The organism is Dictyobacter halimunensis (assembly GCF_036245075.1).
The window spans coordinates 2,453,371-2,472,145 of record NZ_BSRI01000001.1; the positions used below are offsets into that span (position 1 = coordinate 2,453,371).

At 55.8% G+C, this 18,775-nt stretch carries 17 protein-coding genes and 1 riboswitch; of the genes, 14 read left to right on the forward strand and 3 right to left on the reverse strand.

Annotated elements, in window-relative coordinates:
* The first annotated feature begins 1 nt into the window (after nucleotide 1).
* The 6 genes from AABA21_RS09860 to AABA21_RS09885 all read left to right on the forward strand — a co-directional run bounded on the left by AABA21_RS09860 (nucleotide 2) and on the right by AABA21_RS09885 (nucleotide 6,326).
* Entirely contained in the window at nucleotides 2–1,108 is a 1,107-nt protein-coding gene (locus AABA21_RS09860; RefSeq protein ID WP_338249325.1) for a Gfo/Idh/MocA family oxidoreductase, read from the forward strand.
* Between the two features lie 333 nt (nucleotides 1,109–1,441).
* Nucleotides 1,442–2,302, forward strand: coding sequence for a class I SAM-dependent methyltransferase (locus AABA21_RS09865; protein ID WP_338249326.1), 861 nt, complete (start codon nucleotides 1,442–1,444; stop codon nucleotides 2,300–2,302).
* 182 nt (nucleotides 2,303–2,484) lie between these two features.
* Nucleotides 2,485–2,601, forward strand: a riboswitch (TPP riboswitch).
* A gap of 159 nt (nucleotides 2,602–2,760) precedes the next feature.
* On the forward strand, nucleotides 2,761–3,546 hold the full coding sequence (locus AABA21_RS09870; protein ID WP_338249328.1) for an ABC transporter ATP-binding protein: 786 nt from the start codon (nucleotides 2,761–2,763) through the stop codon (nucleotides 3,544–3,546).
* Nucleotides 3,543–4,313: an ABC transporter permease gene (locus AABA21_RS09875; protein WP_338249330.1), complete on the forward strand. Its 771-nt coding sequence runs from the start codon at nucleotides 3,543–3,545 to the stop codon at nucleotides 4,311–4,313. Before AABA21_RS09870 ends, AABA21_RS09875 begins: the two co-directional genes overlap by 4 nt.
* A gap of 34 nt (nucleotides 4,314–4,347) precedes the next feature.
* The gene (locus AABA21_RS09880) at nucleotides 4,348–5,403 is read left to right on the forward strand and encodes an ABC transporter substrate-binding protein (RefSeq protein WP_338249331.1); all 1,056 of its coding nucleotides are present in this window, start codon (nucleotides 4,348–4,350) and stop codon (nucleotides 5,401–5,403) included.
* 407 nt (nucleotides 5,404–5,810) lie between these two features.
* Nucleotides 5,811–6,326 (forward strand): fasciclin domain-containing protein, encoded by a 516-nt coding sequence (locus tag AABA21_RS09885; protein WP_338249332.1) that lies wholly within the window; start codon nucleotides 5,811–5,813, stop codon nucleotides 6,324–6,326.
* 109 nt (nucleotides 6,327–6,435) lie between these two features.
* Here the strand turns inward: AABA21_RS09885 and AABA21_RS09890 are convergent, their stop codons facing one another.
* The 3 genes from AABA21_RS09890 to AABA21_RS09900 all read right to left on the reverse strand — a co-directional run bounded on the left by AABA21_RS09890 (nucleotide 6,436) and on the right by AABA21_RS09900 (nucleotide 8,942).
* The gene (locus tag AABA21_RS09890) at nucleotides 6,436–6,918 is read right to left on the reverse strand and encodes a DinB family protein (RefSeq protein WP_338249334.1); all 483 of its coding nucleotides are present in this window, start codon (nucleotides 6,916–6,918) and stop codon (nucleotides 6,436–6,438) included.
* Between the two features lie 379 nt (nucleotides 6,919–7,297).
* Nucleotides 7,298–8,068 carry an SDR family oxidoreductase gene (locus AABA21_RS09895; RefSeq protein ID WP_338249336.1) on the reverse strand — a complete coding sequence of 257 codons (771 nt, stop codon included), beginning with the start codon at nucleotides 8,066–8,068 and terminating at the stop codon, nucleotides 7,298–7,300.
* Nucleotides 8,069–8,234: 166 nt separating this feature from the next.
* On the reverse strand, nucleotides 8,235–8,942 hold the full coding sequence (locus tag AABA21_RS09900; protein ID WP_338249338.1) for a CDP-alcohol phosphatidyltransferase family protein: 708 nt from the start codon (nucleotides 8,940–8,942) through the stop codon (nucleotides 8,235–8,237).
* Between the two features lie 224 nt (nucleotides 8,943–9,166).
* Between AABA21_RS09900 and AABA21_RS09905 the strand changes: the two genes are divergently transcribed.
* The 8 genes from AABA21_RS09905 (at nucleotide 9,167) to AABA21_RS09940 (ending at nucleotide 18,773) form a co-directional block, all read left to right on the forward strand.
* Nucleotides 9,167–9,724 (forward strand): hypothetical protein, encoded by a 558-nt coding sequence (locus AABA21_RS09905; protein WP_338249340.1) that lies wholly within the window; start codon nucleotides 9,167–9,169, stop codon nucleotides 9,722–9,724.
* A 99-nt stretch (nucleotides 9,725–9,823) separates the two neighbouring features.
* Nucleotides 9,824–10,804: a glycosyltransferase family 2 protein gene (locus tag AABA21_RS09910; protein WP_338249342.1), complete on the forward strand. Its 981-nt coding sequence runs from the start codon at nucleotides 9,824–9,826 to the stop codon at nucleotides 10,802–10,804.
* A 229-nt stretch (nucleotides 10,805–11,033) separates the two neighbouring features.
* The gene (locus AABA21_RS09915) at nucleotides 11,034–12,380 is read left to right on the forward strand and encodes an AAA family ATPase (protein WP_338249344.1); all 1,347 of its coding nucleotides are present in this window, start codon (nucleotides 11,034–11,036) and stop codon (nucleotides 12,378–12,380) included.
* A gap of 41 nt (nucleotides 12,381–12,421) precedes the next feature.
* On the forward strand, nucleotides 12,422–13,738 hold the full coding sequence (locus tag AABA21_RS09920; protein ID WP_338249346.1) for an acetate--CoA ligase family protein: 1,317 nt from the start codon (nucleotides 12,422–12,424) through the stop codon (nucleotides 13,736–13,738).
* Nucleotides 13,735–14,511 (forward strand): acetate--CoA ligase family protein, encoded by a 777-nt coding sequence (locus tag AABA21_RS09925; protein ID WP_338249348.1) that lies wholly within the window; start codon nucleotides 13,735–13,737, stop codon nucleotides 14,509–14,511. The genes AABA21_RS09920 and AABA21_RS09925 overlap by 4 nt, the downstream gene beginning before the upstream one ends.
* A 535-nt stretch (nucleotides 14,512–15,046) precedes the next feature.
* Nucleotides 15,047–16,075, forward strand: a complete 1,029-nt coding sequence (locus AABA21_RS09930; protein WP_338249350.1) for an NADH-quinone oxidoreductase subunit B family protein — start codon at nucleotides 15,047–15,049, stop codon at nucleotides 16,073–16,075.
* 105 nt (nucleotides 16,076–16,180) lie between these two features.
* A complete protein-coding gene (locus AABA21_RS09935) occupies nucleotides 16,181–17,926 on the forward strand; it encodes a nickel-dependent hydrogenase large subunit (RefSeq protein WP_420917142.1) in 1,746 nt (581 codons plus the stop codon).
* A 274-nt stretch (nucleotides 17,927–18,200) separates the two neighbouring features.
* Entirely contained in the window at nucleotides 18,201–18,773 is a 573-nt protein-coding gene (locus AABA21_RS09940; RefSeq protein ID WP_338249354.1) for a NifU family protein, read from the forward strand.
* Nucleotides 18,774–18,775: the final 2 nt, after the last annotated feature.

Consider the following 18,775-nt stretch of genomic DNA (forward strand, 5'->3'; position numbering starts at 1 on the left):
AATGGAAAAACAAATTGGTCTGGGGATCGTTGGGTATGGTGGCTTTGGTGAGTTTACCGCGCAGGCCTATGCCTCCATGCCGCAGGTACGCATTGTGGCTATCACTGATGTCGATGCCGCAAGGCGTGGTAGCGCGGCCGAGCTCTATCATGCGCGCGCGTATGAAGATCTGACGGCGTTGCTGGCCGATCCCGAGGTGGATATCGTCGCCATTAATACCCCTCCCTGGTTGCATGCGTCACAGGCTATGGCGGCGGCGGAAGCCGGAAAGCATATCTTTCTGGAAAAGCCACTGGCGGTAGAGCTGGATGATGCCGATACCCTGCTTGTGAAGCTCAAGGAGAGACGGGTGCATCTCACTATTGATTATGTGCTGCGCCATGTTCCTGTTTATGAGACGCTGCTAAAGGTGACCAACAGTGGCCTGCTTGGAGCGGTAACCTATATGCGGCTGGAAAATGTCGCCTCAAACGAGGCACTGCATGATCAGCACTGGTTCTGGCAGCGCTCGCGCAGTGGTGGTATCTTCATTGAGCACGGTGTCCATTTCTTTGATCTGTGTAACCAGATCAGTGGCGCCCGCCCTGTCCACGTGTCAGGCGCGGCTCACCTGGGACCCAATGGCCGCCAGGACCGTGTGATGGCGGCGGTTACCTATGCCAATGGGACCCTGGCCAACTTTTATCATGCCTTTGATCGTCCCGCGATCCTTGAGCAAACGGTTTTGCGGGTTGTTTTGGAGCGCGGCTCAATTGTTGTGAGCGGCTGGATTCCCGACCATCTTGAGCTAGAGGGTACTGTACCGGCTGAGCAACGTGATCAGCTCGAGTCCTTGCTCGGCGTGGCTTTGACGATACGTGATATACCGGCCCCCGTGGGTATTACCGGCGCGACGCCTGGTCAACTGGTTCAGGCAACGCTTAATCGTGCGGACCGCAATGCCGATTATGTTGAAGCAGTGACGCGCGGTATGGCTGATTTTGTGACGCAGATCCAGCAGCCCCATTACACTCCCCTGGTTACACTGCAGGATGCATATGAGAGCTTTCGCCTGGCGTTCCTGGCTCAACGTTCCATCGATGATGGCTGTAGTCTCGAGATTTGCTAGATCGCGCATTACCAAAAACATATCATACTCTGGGTCCATACGTTCATGCGTCCGTTTTGTGTTGATGCATGGGGGGCGCATCCGCGCCCCCCATGCATCAACACAAAATAACAATGCGTCCTCTCCAGATTGCCTGCAGCCAGACAATCTGTCTCTTTTTTGTTCGTGGTATCTGTCTCATCATATGGTGAGCGAGATGTCAGATATATTGATACATTTGCATTGAATGATACTTTTTTCCCTGTTTGTTGCGATTATCCACCCATAAAAGTACACTAATGTGTAGTTCCCTTTTTTGAAGCATTTTTTGATAGGAAAGATGTGTTTTTTTACATGGAGGGAGTCATGGTTCGCGAAGACACGTATGCCGCTGATCCTGAGGATGCTTTAGAGATGACCAGGATCATGGAGCAAGATCAACTGGTAACTAAAGGAATGGGGGGAATCTTTCCGGAGGGGGATATCCCGGATGATATCCAGCATATTCTCGATGTTGGATGTGGCTCCGGGGGTTGGGTATTGGACGTCGCTTATCGTTACCCTGAGTGCGAAGTCGTTGGATTGGATGTGAGTGAGCCATTGCTGGCTTACGCGCGGGCGCGGGCAAGCGTTCAGCAGCGCCACAACGCCTGTTTTGTGCAGGGTAATGTTCTATCGGACCTCAATTTTGCCGAGGGCGAATTCGACCTGGTCAATATCCGTTTCGCAACGGCATTTCTCTTGCGCGATGTCTGGGTCCCGGTGTTGAAAAAGCTATATCATATCTTACGACCGGGCGGCATCATTCGCGTCAGTGAGATTGATACCATGGGGATCACGAATAGCCTGGCCGTGGAAAATCTCTTGAGTTACTTATACCGGACACTGGGCAAGATGGGATACGGCTTTTCTCCCGACCACAAAACTATGGGCATGACGGCCGCTCTCAAAGGACTCTTTACAGCCGCCGGCTTTGAGCAGGTGAAGCTCTTTCCCTGGGTCATTGATTTTTCGTGTGGTACCGAACTACATCAGAAGCAGTATGAAAACTACATCGCCACCTTTGATACCCTGAAGGGTTTGGCGGCGAAGACTGGCATCGCGACCGAAGAGGAGTTCCAGGCCCAACTTAACCAGATGCATGTAGACATGGTGCAGGAAGATTTTCAGGGTGTATGGCATATCCTCACCGCCCGTGGTATCAAGCCTCTATAATTGTTTTTCCAAAGAGACATCCTCGCCTCCTACCATCGCTGTCTCTTTGGAAAAACAATATTTTTTATGCTTCTTCACAAATAGATGTCTATGGGGTATACTCAAAGGGCGAAGATTTAACACGTATCTATATACAAACACTATTTCATGCACATCGGTTGTTTACCAATAGAATAAAGCCAATTTGCTGCTAGGGGAGTCTTCGGACTGAGATGCTGGCGCATATATAAGCATATGCGCCACGACCCTTGAACCTGATCTTGGATCATACCAGCGTAGGGAAGTAGCAGATCTGATTGTCAGCTGACGTTGCTGCAGGCACTATTGTCCTGTCCATACCAGGCTGCTTCACTATTCCGATCTGATTACCGCTACTCCCTGTGTTGGGGTAGCGGTTTTTTGTATGCCCTGAGCCGATATGTAGAAGCGGTGGTCTTATAGTCTTTTGAGGTGTACGGATGCAGAACAAACATGAGGATGCGCCGAAGCTGATCGTTAAAGGTGTCAGCAGGACGTATCGGGATGGGAAGCGGTTGCTGGATGTATTGGAGCCGCTGGATCTGACGGTGGGACGGGGCGAGTTCGTCTCGCTGATCGGCCCTAGCGGCTGCGGGAAGAGTACGCTCTTCAATATTGTGGCCGGCGTGGATGAGCCAACCAGTGGCACGCTGGCTATCGATGGCGACTGGCAGGGGAAGCGCGCCGGCTGTGTCGGCTATATGCCCCAGCAGCCGCTGCTGCTGCCGTGGCGTACGGTGGAGGAGAACGTGCTTCTGGGACTGGATGTGCTTCGTCTGCCACGTCGTGAATCGCAGCAGCAGGCACGCGATGTTCTCAAGCGCTTTGGCCTGCATGAGTTCGCCGATAGCTACCCAGATACGCTCTCGGGTGGCATGCGTCAGCGCATCGCCCTGCTGCGCACCGTCTTATTCAATTCATCATTTCTGCTGCTGGATGAGCCCTTTGGCGCGCTCGACGCCCTGACGCGGATCACGCTGCAGATGTGGCTGTTGGACCTGCTGCAGATGTATCACTCCAGCGTCCTTTTTATCACTCATGACGTACGAGAGGCCATTTTGTTGTCCGATCGTATCTACGTCCTGAGCGCGCGCCCGGCCTCGGTGCTCCGCGTCGTGGATATCGACCTGCCGCGACCACGTCGGCAGGAGATGCTGACCGAGGACACCGCCATCCATCTGGAGCGTGAACTTCTCTCCCAGCTGGTGAAGGAGCAACCGCTATGACCCTGAAACGCCTGGCGGGCTACGGTCCCGCCTTTGTGCTGGCCGTCAGCCTCTTTCTCATCTGGGAGCTGGTGGTGCGTGCTGGATTGATAGCCAGCAATCTATTGCCCACGCCGGTCGCGATTGTGCGCGCCCTGTATGATAACTGGGATGTCATCTTTGGCCACACGGTACAGACCAGTCTGGAGACCGTCATCGGCCTGCTGATCGCGACCGTACTGGGCCTGGGACTGGCCATCCTGCTGGATCTCTCCGAGGGTGTCAAGCGGGCTGTCTATCCGCTCTTGATTACTTCGCAGACCATCCCGATGGTGGCGCTGGCTCCCTTGCTGGTGATCTGGTTCGGCTTTGAGTTGACGCCCAAGATTATCGTGGTCACCCTCTACTGCTTCTTTCCAATCGTGGTGGCGTGCCTGGATGGGCTGCTGAGCACAGATCCCCAGCTGATGAAGCTATTGCACAGCATGAAGGCCTCGCGCTGGCAGACGTTGTGGCTGGTGCGCTTACCCGGGGCGATGCCCTCGTTCTTCTCGGGACTGCGCATAGCCGCGACGTATAGCGTGACCGGCGCCATCGTGGGCGAGTATGTGGCGGCACAGCAGGGCCTGGGACTCTACATGAAGACCGCCGCCAGCTCGAACGCGATCGTGCTGGTCTTCGCCGCCATCGTGATTACCGCTGTATTAAGCTTATTGCTCTTCGGACTGGTCTCGGTGATCGAGGGGATCGCCCTGCCATGGCATCAGCGCCAGGGGCGTAAGTGCTAACCTGGATAGTTTATAGAAAGGTCTTTCTATTTATATGAAAGCTCGCACGCGTTTATTACTCAGCATCGGCATTCCGCTGCTGGTGGTCCTGGTCGTGGTCGGCCTTTACCTGGCGCAGCAGCGCAGCAACGCGCCCGCCCAGTCAACGACAACGTCTAAGCAACCCCTGACGACGGTGAAACTGGCCCTTGACTGGACCCCGAACACCAACCATACCGGCGTCTATGTGGCTATGAACAAGAAGTGGTACCAGGATGAGGGCATCAATCTGCAGATCCTGCCCTATTCTTCGAACGTGACGCCGGATGTGTTGGTGAGCAATGGCAAGGCCGATGTGGGCATCAGTTCAACCGAGTCCATTGTCGCTGACGCGGCTGTGGGTCAGCCGACCGTTTCGATCGCGGCCATCGTGCAGCACAATACCTCGGAGTTCGCCGCCCTGGCCAGTTCGGGCATCAAGCGCCCCCGCGACCTGGATGGCAAGACCTACGGAGCCTTTGGCGCTCCTTATGAGAATGCCGTGGTCAGCCAGATCATCAAGCACGATGGCGGCAAGGGCAATTTCAAGAGCATCACCCTGGACATTGATCCCCTGCAGGCTTTGCAGAGCCATCGCGTCGATTTTGTCTGGATCTATCAGGGGGCCGAGGGTATCCAGGCCAAACATCAGGGGATGCAGCTAAACACCTTCCCTCTCATTAACTCTGGGATTGCTGATTACTATACACCTAATTTTATTGCCAGCCCGGCCGCGATTAAAGCCAAACCAGACCTGCTGCACAGGTTTATGAAGGCCACTGCCCGTGGCTACGAGTACGCGCGCACGCATGCCAGCGAGTCGGCCCAGATCTTGATCCAGGAGACCCCGAAGGGCACCTTCCCCGACCCTTCCTACCTCCAGGACAGCCAGCAGTACCTGAGCGAACACTACGCCGATCCCGGACGCCGCTGGGGATTGCAGGATGCCGCCGCCTGGCATGGCTATCCTGAATTCATCCTCAACTCCGGCGGCGTCAAAGATGCCAGCGGCAAGAATGTAACCAGTCTCGACCTCAACTCCCTCTACACCAATCAGTTTATCTCCTCCTAAATAAATGATCTAAACGCAGTTGGTACAAAACAGGAGGTGCGGCAGGGTTTTCAGCCCTGCCGCACCTCCTGTTTTGTACCAACTGCGTTGTTGTTACTTTTTTTGGGTGGGTAAACGTGCCATAGATGTGAGGTATGGGGTATGAACATGATATTGTTGGAAGTGAGGATAAGCAGGATGAATAATTTCCAGACAACAGATAATGCTGTAATAACTTCAACACGACATGACAGGCAGTCTGTTACCTCGCCAGCAGTCGTATATCCGTTGTGGCCGACGTCAGTGCCCGGGCCTTTACGCTCTTTGCCCCCACAGAACGAACGGCCGGTCAATCGGTATCGCAGCGAGCAGATGGCTGTTGTTGACTATAATCAGGAGACTGGTAGCTCTGTACCGGTAGGTGAGTTATGAAAGATATTGATGATCTGTTGCTTTCACGCACAACGCGCTTCACGTTTCTTAATCTGCACACTATGCTGACGGCGTGCGGTCTGAATGCGGATCTGCAGAATTACGCCGACAACACGACCCTGTTTGCGCCACCCGATGGGGCCTTTGAGAGTTTGAAAGAGAAGGATCTTTTCGATCTGACCAAAGATATCGATAATCTGCGGCGCTTGCTAACTTTCCATCTGGTGCCGCTGCGACTGACGCATGCGGACCTGACATCTCTGGTTCAGCAGGAGCGAACGTCCGGAAGCGCCGGTTCCGCGCTGGAACTGGAGACCATCTCCGGCCATCCGTTGCACGTTACACTGGCGGACCATTTAACGGTTGAGAACGCAAACGTATTGCATGCCGATCTGGTTGCCGACAATGGCATCGTCCATGTGATTGACCATGTCCTGTGGCCTCCGGGATTGACTGAAGAGTCCTTCCATGCCAGCGCGCCATTTCATAGACCGCACGACGCGAGCATTTAATCGATGTCGTCTGTGTAGATAGCGACTATTCCACGTCAGCGTCCACCTACAAGGAATAAAATCCATGTGTGGACGCTGGTACAACGAATCGTGTAGAAGGGGGAATGGCCTATGATTGGGCTGAAAAGGCGGCGCTATTGCTCTCGATTTGACGTACATGGATGAGGTCGTGTTCGATCCAATATCCAACCCATCTTTCGGCCGTGAAATGGTCGTATTCGGGGTGGTACGCGGTCCGTTCCCACTCTTCAGCGCGGAAAAGCCTGAGGATGCCCAGGCTGGCTGCACGCTGAGTAGCAAAGTCGCTCAAGAGCTCATCAACCGAATCACGGGCCGTATTGCGCTGGCGATACCACTTCTTCTCGTCGTGCGAAGCCAGAACTGGATTCTCCTCTTTGACCATCCGCTCCAGGCGCGTGCGCATGACAAACATCTCGTCGTCTACCAGGTGGGCTAATATCTCACGTGTACTCCAGGCCTCCGGGTCAGGCCGAAAATCCAACTCAGTATCCGAAAGGTGGGACGTCAAACGAACCAGCGTCGGATGGGTCTGTTCCAGTGTATCGATCAACTGTACGCGGTTAGCAACCATCTCTTTCTCCGTTCATTGTGTATGTATGCAGGATAAGTGGTAGGTGTAGTCCATACTCTACCAGAAACGGATTCAGAGGTGGTAGCTATAGTTTTTGATAATAGCTATCAAAATTATCGAACGATCAGAAAACAACACATTCAACTTTAGAGCATGTAAAAAGGAATATGACCCCAGTACGTGCAGGGCTTGCCCCCGCTTGCTTTCTCGCCGCTCGAAAGAGCAACGAGCATGATGAGATGCATCGCGTTCAACCGTCCTTGATCGCTTTGAGGATACCTTTCCTTTTGGAAGGCAAAGAAGCGGGGGCAAGCCCCGCACGTACTGGGGTCTTTTCTCGTTTTGCATGCCCTTAATGTATTGGGGGCATGCCCAGCACCTACAGTCCGCCGGTGTTGCGCATCAGGCCACCGTCGATGAAGAAGGTGGAGCCGGTTACGTAGGCGGCGGCATCGGAGGCCAGATAGAGCGCGAGCTTGCCGATCTCTTCTGGCTGGCCCATGCGGTGCAGCGGGATCTCGTCCAGTAGGGCCTGGTACTTCTTGGGATCCGCCTTCACGTCGGCGTCGATCGGCGTATCGATGGCGCCGGGTCCGATGTTATTGACGGTAATGTTGTGCTGGGCCAGTTCCAGGCAGATGGTGCGCATCAGCATGCGCATGCCGCCCTTGGCGCAGCAGTAGGGGACGTTCTCTGGCATCGGCAGATCCTCATGCACCGATGAGATGTTAATGATGCGGCCAGCGATCTTGCGCTTGATCATCTCGCGTGCCGCGGCCTGGGCGCAGAAAAATGAACCTTTGAGATCCACACCCATCACACGATCAAACTGCTCCTCGGTCACATCCAGAAACGGACTGTGAATCTCCATACCAGCGTTGTTGACCATGATATCGACGCGATCAAAATGCTCAACTGTCTGCTGGATCAGACCAACGGCCTGCTGGTATTGCGAGACGTCGGCCTGTACCACCAGGGCCTTCCCTGACTTCTGTTCGATCTGCTGGCGGACCTCTTCCGCTTTATCTTTGGCGTGCGCGTAATTGATGACAACCGTGGCGCCCGCTTCGGCGAGTGTGAGAGCGATTCCCCGCCCGATGCCGCTATCAGCGCCAGTAACTACCGCAACTTTCTGGTCGAGCTGTCCCATATCTGTATCTTGATCCTTTCTGTGTATAAGGTACTACAAATATATGTCAGACATACCTCTACATAACAAGCACCTATAGATACCACGATTGCTCGACCTAAAAAGTTGTTGAGGACTACTTGATGGCGTGGCGGCTCTATAAACCTGGTTGCGGTTGTATAAATTCCTAGAAGGACTCCTCTCGGGCCGATGGCTGGGTATGCTCGATTGAGATTGGTGATTGCCGAGCCGGGTTGGAGGCTTCCTCGTGCTCTTTGTTGGCGTGCTGGGTGGCGCGATAGACCGCGAACATGCGCTCGATCGCGGTGATATTGGAGAAAACGGCCAGGAGCAGCAGGGCCCACATGGTCAGGCCGAAGAGCAGGCCCACGGCCAGGACGACGACACGCTCCGGACGCGCCAGCAGGCCGGTCTTACATTCGATGTCCAGTCCTTCGGCGCGCGCTTTTGTGTAACTAACCATCAGAGAGCCCACGATCGAGATATAAATGAGCGCGATCATCCACACCTGCGCCGATCCTGTAAACCATAGGTTGGCCTGCATCGTGGGATGAAAAAGGGCGTAGAACAGTAGACCTCCCAGGATAATTGCCTCTGAATAGCGATCCAGGGTGGAGTCCAGAAAGGCACCAAAGGTGGTCTCAATGTTGCGCAGACGGGCGGTGGCGCCATCGAAGAGATCGAAGATGCCTGTGAATAGCACCAGCAGACCACCAATCAAGAAGAGCCCCTGGCTGATGACGACCGCCGTGACTATGCTGAAGAAGAGGCCAATGAGCGTAAGGGTATTGGGGGTGATGCCCAGGTTGGCCAATGGGCGGATAATCTGAGCCGCAAGTTGCCGTGCCCATTTCTGTATATCTTTGTTGAACATTTATATCCTACCATTTTGTGTTAGTCTACTCAATCAAACTCGTGAAGAGATGGATCGTATTTATTATTGTAGCATCTTAAAACTCATAAATGTCAGCATTGACTGCGTGGCGTATAGTAATAGAAAATTTGTGCATGGCGTATTTTATCTTTCCTTCATTTGGATAGCACGATTGAACTAGATGGAAAGTGTCATTTTACGCTTAGTGAAAGAGAGGTGTTGTGATGGCGATGACACAGAACTCTATCGTGGTGGGAGTGTTCGCCAGTCAGGATCAGGCTCGTAAAGCGATTGATGAGTTAAAGGGTGCGGGCTATAACGATGATCGGATAGGCTTTTTAGTGCGGGCCGATGCCAATCCAGATGTTGGGGTTGAGGATGTGGGACGGCCGGCGGCGACCGGCGCCGTCAGTGGTGGCGTGCTGGGCGGCCTGCTGGGTGCCGCAGCTTCTTTGTTGATTCCTGGCTTTGGTCCTGCGATCGCCGGTGGTGTGCTGGCGGCGACGCTAGGTGGCGTGGCGCTGGGGGCTACGGCGGGCGGCGCCCTTGGTATCTTGAGCAGTATCGGTTTTTCGCAGGAGGATGCCAAATTCTATCAGCGTGCGCTGGAGAACGGGAACACGATCGTTACCGTCAAGTCTGATTATGATCAGGATGAGGCACTCGCTATTTTGATGCGCAACGGCGCCTCTAATGCTGATATCAAGTATAGCGCGTTCAATGCGCCCCCTACGTTGCGGCCTCGTCCTGATGATGAAAATCGGGGCGATAATGCCTTATAATAGAGCTATTAAGAGCAAGCAGACGGTTGGCTGCTTCCGGTCTGCCCATGCCAGGGCCCAGATGATTGTTATCGCTGTTTGAGAAACACAGGCGCGCCTATGATACCAATGGTTTCTGTCGTTGTTCCGACTTATAAGCGCTATGATTACCTGGAGCGGTGCCTGCGGGCACTGCTCAGTCTGGAGTTCACGCCGGGCGAGTATGAGATTATCATCGTTGATGATGCCAATAGTCAGCAGACGCGCCAGCAGATTGAGGAGTGGCGGCAGCGGACGCAGTCGGATGGGTATGCGATCGTGTATGTACCCGTAGAGGGGGCGCCACATGGACCCGCCGCCGCCCGTAACGCTGGCTGGCAGCAGGCCCGCGGCGAACTGATCGCCTTTATCGACGACGACTGTATCCCCGAACTGAACTGGCTAAAGGCTGGTGTGGCCTCCTTTAGCGACGATGTCGCCGCGGTCTCTGGTAAGATCGTGGTCCCCTTGCAGCACGAATACACCGAATACGAATACAGCGTCTCCCAGTTGAGCCAGTCCGAATTTGTGACGGCCAACTGCTTTTATCGACGCAGCGTCCTGCAGCAACTGGATGGTTTCGATACCCGCTTCCGAGCCTCCTGGTGCGAGGATAACGACCTCTACTTTACCCTGCTTGAACATAGCCTGCGTGGCATCAAAGCGTCTGATGCCATCGTCATGCATCCTGTGCGCCCGGCGCATTGGGGCATGAGCCTGCGGCTGCAAAAGAAGGCTCTGTATGATGCCTTGCTGTTCAAGAAACATCCCGATCTCTATCGGAAGCGCATCCAGCCCCGACCGTTGTGGAACTACTACTGCATCCTTGGCGTCTTACTCCTGTTGCTGGCGTCCCTCGTCCTGGGACTGTGGCCCCTGGCATTAATCTGCGTGGCCGCCTGGCTCTATATGACCGCGCGCCTGTGCATCCAGCGTTTGCAGAAGACGACGCGCACCCCGCGCCACGTACTGGAGATGATACTGACCTCCGCGCTCCTGCCGCCGCTGGCGGTTTTCTGGCGCTGCTGCGGCATGCTCAGGTTTCGCGTCGCTTTCTTATAGTTTATTGTGCGCCCTTTGATGTGTGTTGCCATGCTTCAGATGTAGCTTTGAGCGACAATTGACGTGTTACACTTTCGGCTGTGTGGACGTGATGCGATAAGTAGGGTAATTACATGCCAGTTATAAATGAGTTGTGCGGCCCCCTCTATCGCGTGCGTGCTGTGCATTGCTTGCATTGAATGCTTGTAAAAGAAGATGGGTGGGGGAATAGATTGTCAAGGAGGCAGCAATGGTCGAAAGTATACAGGAGCAGGAGCATGTGGCTCTTGCCCCCGAGATTGATGCCGTAATTGAGGGTGCCCGGCGTGAAGCGGCACGAATGCAGGCCCCTGAATATTATCCAGAGCATCTTTTGCTCAGTATTTTGCGTCTCAAGGATGACACGATTGAAACAATCTTTAGCCTGCTGGGGATGGATATGCGCGCCTTGCGGCGTGCGGCGGCCGATATCGTGGGTACGGGGAGAGAACAGGTAGCTGGATATGCTGCGCTTCCTCCTTCAGCGGCGGCCCAGGAGTGTCTGGACTGGGCTACGAACTTCGCGACGCTGCGACGCTGCTTGCAGGTGCGCCCCGATCATATGGCGCTGGCCGTACTGCGCCATCCCCAGGTGCAGCCTTTGCTGTCGCTGTTGCATTCACCCTCGGATGCCATCCCGTCATATTTGATAGAAGAAAGCGGTGTCGCGTATACCAACACGATGGATCAATTGATTCAGGCCAAGGTTCGTGAATATAAGCGTTCGGGTAAACACTTTTCTAACCTGCCGATCATCAAGTGTGAGCGACCGACCATTACCTTCGCGGATATACAGGGGGTCAATACGACCAAGCAGGAGTTGCGTCGGCTGGTGAAGTATCTGCGCTGGTCACAGCTCTATCAGCGCGCCCATGTCGTTGATGTAAATGAAACGTTGCTGATCGGCCATCCCTGTACCGAGCGTAGCCTGCTGGTCCAGGCCATTGCCGGAGAGGCTGGCATCTCAATGGTTTCGCTCTCGTTGCCGAGGCTGGTTGACCTGATCAATGCCCAGGTGCATGGTCGCGTAGGTGAGGATGATCTGGCGTGGCTAGAGCAGGAGTATCCCACCTTTGTGCGCTCTGACCTTGTGAAGACATGCCGCAATATGGTAAAGGCGACCTTTGAACTGGGGCAGCGCTGGCATCCCTGCCTGGTGGTGCTGGAAGACCTGGATGCGGTGGCGCGCTTTGATTTGCCCGAGCATGGCGTGGCGGTGCAGCGCCAGTTGCTGGTTGAACTGGACGGCTACGACCGGCTGGGATCAATGGTGGTGGTGGCCACTGCTCATCAGCCAGAGGTGCTCGATCCTGAATTGTTGCAGATGGGGCACTTTGGTCACCATATTTCCCTGGGCGAGAGCTACGCGGTACATCCGGCGGCGCAGACCCGGCTCTGCCTTTCCTGTAAGCATGAGGTATTAGCCAACTGGACCTATTGTGTCTATTGCGGCGCCAGGCTGGTCAAGCTGTGTCCAAAATGTGGCTCGCCGCACGTTGAGGTCGAGGGGGCGCGTTACTGCTTCTCCTGCGGCAGCGATAACTGGTCGGAGGGATAATACATATTTAGCGATAGCTCGCAGAGCGGGGGCACAACGATATGCTGAGAACGCTTTTTGATGTGCGGTCGGTGGCGGTGATTGGGGCTTCAGGGAACCCACAAAAGCTAGGCTATACCATCGTTAAAAATCTGGTGCAGTATCATTTTCGGGGTGCCATCTATCCAATCAGTCTGCATGCGCAGACCATTCTGGGCATCAAGACCTATGCGCGGGTGAGCGAGGTGCCCAGGGACATCGATCTGGCGGTGATCGCAGTGCCGGGGGAGGCTGTTCCCCCGGTACTGCGCGAGTGCGTCAGCAAGGCGATCCCGCTGGTGATCGTGATCTCGGCGGGCTTTAAAGAAACTGGTGAGCCGGGAGCCGGCCGCGAACGAGAGCTGCGGGAGATCATCGAGGGGTCCGGCACGCGCCTGCTGGGTCCCAACTGCCTGGGCCTGATCGACGCCGCCAGTTCCCTCAATGCCTCTTTCGCCGCCAGCTTTCCCGCCTACGAGCCCATCTCCTTTATCTCGCAATCAGGTGCGCTGGGGACCTCTTTTTTGGACTGGATCGGCGCCAATCACCTGGGCCTGCATTGCTTTGTCTCGTTGGGCAACAAGGCGGATCTGGATGAGAATTACTTTCTGGAGCGCTTGCGCGACGACAGGTTGGTCGCCTGCTACCTGGAGGATATCAAGGATGGCAGACGCTTTCTGCAGCTTGGCCAGCAATATAACTGCCGGCGGCCGGCGATCGTCTTGAAGGCGGGACGCAGCGAGGCGGCATCCGAGGCCATCCGATCCCATACAGGCGCCCTGGCCGCTGGCTATCCATTGACGAAGGCGGCCCTCCAGCAATACGGCTACATCGTGGTCGAGACGATCGGGGACCTGTTCCATACGCTCAAGGCCTTTGCCTGGCTGCCGCTGCCGACCTTTAACCGGGTCGCCATCGTCAGCAACGCCGGCGGGGCCGCTGTGGTGGCGACCGATACCCTGATCGAGAAAGGATTGGAACTGGCCGACCTGAGCCCGGCGACACAGGATGTGCTGCACCAACTGTTGCCACGGGCCGCCAGCATCCACAATCCCGTTGATGTAATCGGCGACGCCCTCTCGGAGCGCTATCTGCAGGCCATGGAGGCGGTTCTGCAGGAGGAAGACGTCTCCTCGCTGCTCGTGATTCTGACACCCCAGGTGATGACCGAGATCGAGAAGACGGCCGCCTATATCGGGGCCATGAAGAAGCACGGCAAGCCGATTGTGGCCGCGTTTATCGGTGGCACCCTGGTTGAGAAGGGGCTCCAATTGCTGGCCGAAAAAAGGTCCCCGCCTACCACTTTCCAGAAACGGCGCTCGATGTGCTGGCCGCCATGACCTGGTACGCGAGTTATCGGCAGCGAACGGCATATAACCTGCCCATGCCACCACTCAAGAGCCCCTATTATGAGCAGCAGCACGCCGCTATTAATGATCTCTACCAGCAGGCCCGCGTCCTGAACCTCGCCACCTTGCCGCAGGCCAGCGTGGACGAAATGGCGCGCCGCTATCATATCGCGATCCCCGAAAGCTATGTCTGTCGTCAGGTGGACCAGGCAGTGCTCTGCGTGAGATCGTCCATCGGCTATCCATGCGTACTCAAAATCGTCGCGCCCACCCTGCTGCATAGATCTGATATCGGCGCTGTCATTACCGACATCAACAATGAAATAGAATTGCGTGAAGGGTTCAACCACCTGGAGGCGCTGATACGCGAGCACCACATCGTGGACGGCGCCATCTGCGTCCAGAAATGTGTTGAGTGCGGCCTCCCTCTGATCGTTGGTGCCACGCGTGACCCCAACTTTGGCACCATCCTGCTCTTCGGCAGCGGCGGCATCTACGCCGAGCTTCTAGGCGACGTCGCCAGGTGCGTCGCTCCTCTCGAACGCGGCGCGATGCTTGACATGATCCTCGCAACGCGCATCGCCCCTATTCTCAAAGGCGCGCGTGGCCAGCAGCCCATCGACCTCCAGCGCATCATCGACATCCTCAAAGCCATCGAATACCTGATGCAAGACTACGACTTCATCCAATCCATCGACATCAACCCCCTGCTCGCCAGCCCCCAGGACATATGTGCCGTCGACATCAAAATCGCCCTGCAGTAGGCGCGCCCCTTGTGGGCAATACCTTCAACTTAAAAAAGTGCAGAAATAAAAAAGAGATGCAGTACGTGCGAGGCTTGCCCCCGCTTGCATGTTTCCAAAAAGAGAAGGCACCTTCAAAGCGACCAAGACGGTTGCTTTTTCGAATAGCGAGGAAGGAAAGCGGGGGCAAGCCCCGCACGTACTCTGGTCTTTTCTCTTTTTGCACAGTCTTAAATTATATGTATGACATTAAATAGATGAGAATTTATGCATGAGGCGGTTCTTGACATTGTGGGAGGCGTAGTGTAATGTCTTTTTGTACGCTTGCTTTCGTTGTAAATATGAACCGAGCAGTTTCCTCTTCTGTTCTCTCTTGTGGTAAAAATTGAAGGAAATAACCACTTAATCGCGTCCATTGTAGCTCGGCAGCGATTCATTATCTGTACAGGTAATGTCATACGCTCAACAGTACAAATACCCACGGCGAGTTTCGTTTCACGTACGTTTGCGTCTATGTGGATGAGTATGTGTGACAGCGAAAGAGGATTGATAGATCATGGTCACCAGAGCTCGTGTGGAAGAAGTACACATCATCTGGATGACGGCCGGTCTGAGCTGTGATGGAGATACCATCTCGGTCACCGCCGCCAGCCAGCCAGCCATCGAAGATGTGCTCCTGGGTGCGATCCCCGGTTTACCGAAAGTGTATTTGCACAATCCCGTGCTGGCCTATGAGACCGGCGAGAATTTCTTGTCCTGGTGGTATAAGGCCGAGCGCGGTGAGTTGGACCCCTTTGTGCTGGTGGTCGAGGGATCGATCCCGAATGAGAAGATTAAAGCGGAGGGATACTGGGCCGCGCTGGGCACGGATGTAAACGGCCAGCCGATTCCGACCACGCAGTGGGTCGATCGTCTGGCTCCGAGGGCCTGGGCGGTGATCGCCGCCGGTACCTGCGCGACCTATGGTGGCATCCATGCTATGGAGGGCAATCCTACGGGCGCCATGGGCCTGCCCGATTACCTGGGCTGGGACTGGAAATCAACGGCCGGCAACCCGATCGTGTGCGTCCCGGGCTGTCCTGTTCAGCCCGATAACTTTATGGAGACTCTCCTCTACCTGCTCTACCAGGCCGCCGGACTCGCGCCTACTATTCCTCTGGATGATGCTCTACGTCCGAAGTGGCTGTTTGAAAAGACGGTCCATGAGGGTTGCGATCGCGCGGGCTACTTTGAGCAGGGCGATTTCGCTACCGAATATGGTTCTCCCAAGTGCATCGTGCGGTTGGGCTGCTGGGGACCCGTCGTGCAGTGCAACGTCCCCAAGCGTGGCTGGATGGCTGGCATAGGCGGCTGTCCGAACGTGGGCGGCATCTGCATCGGCTGCACCATGCCGGGCTTCCCTGACAAGTTTATGCCATTTATGGATGAGCCACCGGGGAGCAAGCTCTCTTCGAATGTTACACGCTCCTATGGCCGCGTGATCCGCTCACTGCGCCAGTTCACCAATGATACGCTGAACAAAGAGCCGTCGTGGCGTCGTCCGGGTCTGGAGCTCAGGACAGGCTATCAACCAGTGTGGAAGTAGTGCTTAAGATGCTCCACGCAAGTGCGGATAAAAGGAGAAAACAGCAACGTGAGCACCGAATTTAAACGACGAGAACCACATGTCGTTCCACCTCAGCTGGTGGAGATGTCCTGGGACCCGATTACGCGTATCGTTGGTAGCCTGGGCATCTATACCAAGATCGATTTTAAGCAGCGCCAGGTGGTGGAATGCCATAGCACCTCCTCGATCTTTAGAGGATATAGCCTGTTCATGCAGGGCAAAGATCCGCGCGACGCGCACTTTATTACCAGCCGCATCTGTGGCATCTGCGGCGATAACCATGCGACCTGCGCGGTCTACGCGCAGAATATGGCCTTCGGCGTCAAACCACCACCGATCGGCGATTGGATCCTCAACCTGGGCGAGGCGGCCGAGTATATGTTTGACCACTGCATCTACCAGGATAACCTGGTGGGCGTGGACTTCTGCGAGCAGATGGTGAAGGAGACGAATCCGTCGGTGCTGGCCAAAGCTGAGAAGGCCGAGGCGCCGCACGCTCATCTGCACGGCTATCGCACCATCGCCGACATCATGCGCTCGCTCAATCCTTTTAGCGGCGAGTTCTATCGCGAGTCGCTGCAGATGAGCCGTATGACGCGTGAGAAGTTCTGCCTGATGGAGGGGCGCCACGTCCATCCTTCGACGCTCTATCCCGGCGGCGTCGGTACCGTGGCTACCGTCCAGGTGTTTACCGATTACCTCGTCAGGCTGATGAAATATGTAGAGTTCATGAAGAAGGTTGTGCCGATGCACGATGATCTGTTCGACTTCTTCTACGAGGCCCTGCCTGGTTATGAAAAGGTGGGACAGCGCCAGGTGCTGCTGGGCTGCTGGGGTGCTTTCCAGGATCCATCTGTCTGCGATTATAAATATGAGCATATGCAGGATTGGGGCCGGGCCATGTATGTGACGCCGGGCATCGTCATCGATGGCAAGCTGCGCACAACCAGCCTGCTCGATATCAACCTGGGCATACGTATCCTGCTAGGCAGCTCCTACTATGACGACTGGGAGAATATGCCGACCTTCGTCAGCCACGATCCGCTGGGCAATCCGATCGATAAGCGTCATCCCTGGAACCAGACGACGCTGCCGCATCCGCAGAAGCGCGATTTCGAGGGCAACTATAGCTGGGTGATGTCGCCGCGCTGGTACGATAACCAGACCGGCAAGTACCTGGCCCTCGATACGGGGGGCGGCCCCATCGCTCGCCTGTGGACGACTGCCCTGGCCGGACTGGTCAATATCGATGGTATCCAGGCGACCGGCCATAGCGTGAAGATTACGCTGCCGAAGACGGCCCTTAAGCCCGAGATGGAGCTGGAGTGGAAGATTCCGCAGTGGAGCAACGCGCTGGAGCGCGATCGCGCCCGCACCTACTTCCAGGCCTACGCGGCGGCGGCGGCCCTCTACTTTGTCGAGAAGGCGCTGACCGAGGTACGCGCCGGTCGCACCAAGACGTGGTCGGACTTCAAGGTGCCGCAGGAGTCTATCGGTTGCGGTTTCCATGAAGCGGTACGCGGTGTTCTCTCCCATCACGTGGTCATTCGTGATGGCAAGATCGCCAACTACCATCCCTATCCGCCCACGCCCTGGAACGCCAATCCGCGCGACGTTTATGGCACACCGGGACCATACGAAGATGCCGTACAGAATACGCCCATCTTTGAGGAGAATGGGCCCGACAACTTCAAAGGCATTGATATTATGCGCACTGTGCGCAGCTTCGATCCCTGCCTGCCATGTGGTGTTCACATGTACCTGGGCAAAGGGAGGGAGTTGCAGGTTGTGCATTCGCCAACCTTTGGTATGGCGCCGCCGGCGCCGTAATGCCCCTGCGGGGGGCTTCCCCGCCTACGGCAGGGGGATTAAGAAAAGAGGGTTTGGGAGGGGACTTGATCATGCCCCGGCATGCTCGCCCTCCGACCCCGGCAGGAGGGCCTCGCCGGCCCTCCTGCACCTCCCGCTTATAAGGGGATAATGCCCGTAGGTGCGCCCCTTGCGGGCGCTTCGGACCTCGCCTTACGAGGAGAAAACGTAGGTGCGCCCCTTGCGGGCGCTTCGGACCTCGCCTCACGATAATGTTGGGAAAAAGGATGGTAACATGCAACAGGATAAGGAGCAGCAGCAGGTTGAGCGTATGGAGTCGTTGATCCAGCAGGTGGCGGCCTTTGAGGATCAGGGGGTGCGTGCTGCGGTGCAGGAACTGGTTCAGTGTACGATGGCGATGTATGGGGAGGGTCTGACGCGTATGCTGGCGTTGATCGGGCGGCATGGGGAGTGTGGCGCGGCCATCATCGATCAGTTTGGCGCGGACGAACTGGTGGGTCCTTTGCTGCTGTTGCATGGTTTGCATCCCGTCGATACGCGTACGCGCGTCCTGGGCGCGCTGGAGGATATGCGTCCCTCACTGCGGGCGCATGGGGGGGATGTTGAGCTGGTGCGGATCGAGCAGGGCGTGGCCTATTTCAAAATGATGGGAAGCTGTAATGGCTGTTCGGCCTCCAATACCCATCTGGCGCGTGATGTCGAGGACGCGGTCTACAAAGTGGCTCCTGAACTGGATGATGTGATCGTGAGCACCGAGGAGCAGGGCCCTTCGCATCCCGTTACCTTTATGCCGAAGCGTCGCCGTAAGCCGGAGAAGGCCGCATCAAGTGGATCGAGGGAGGATTAGCC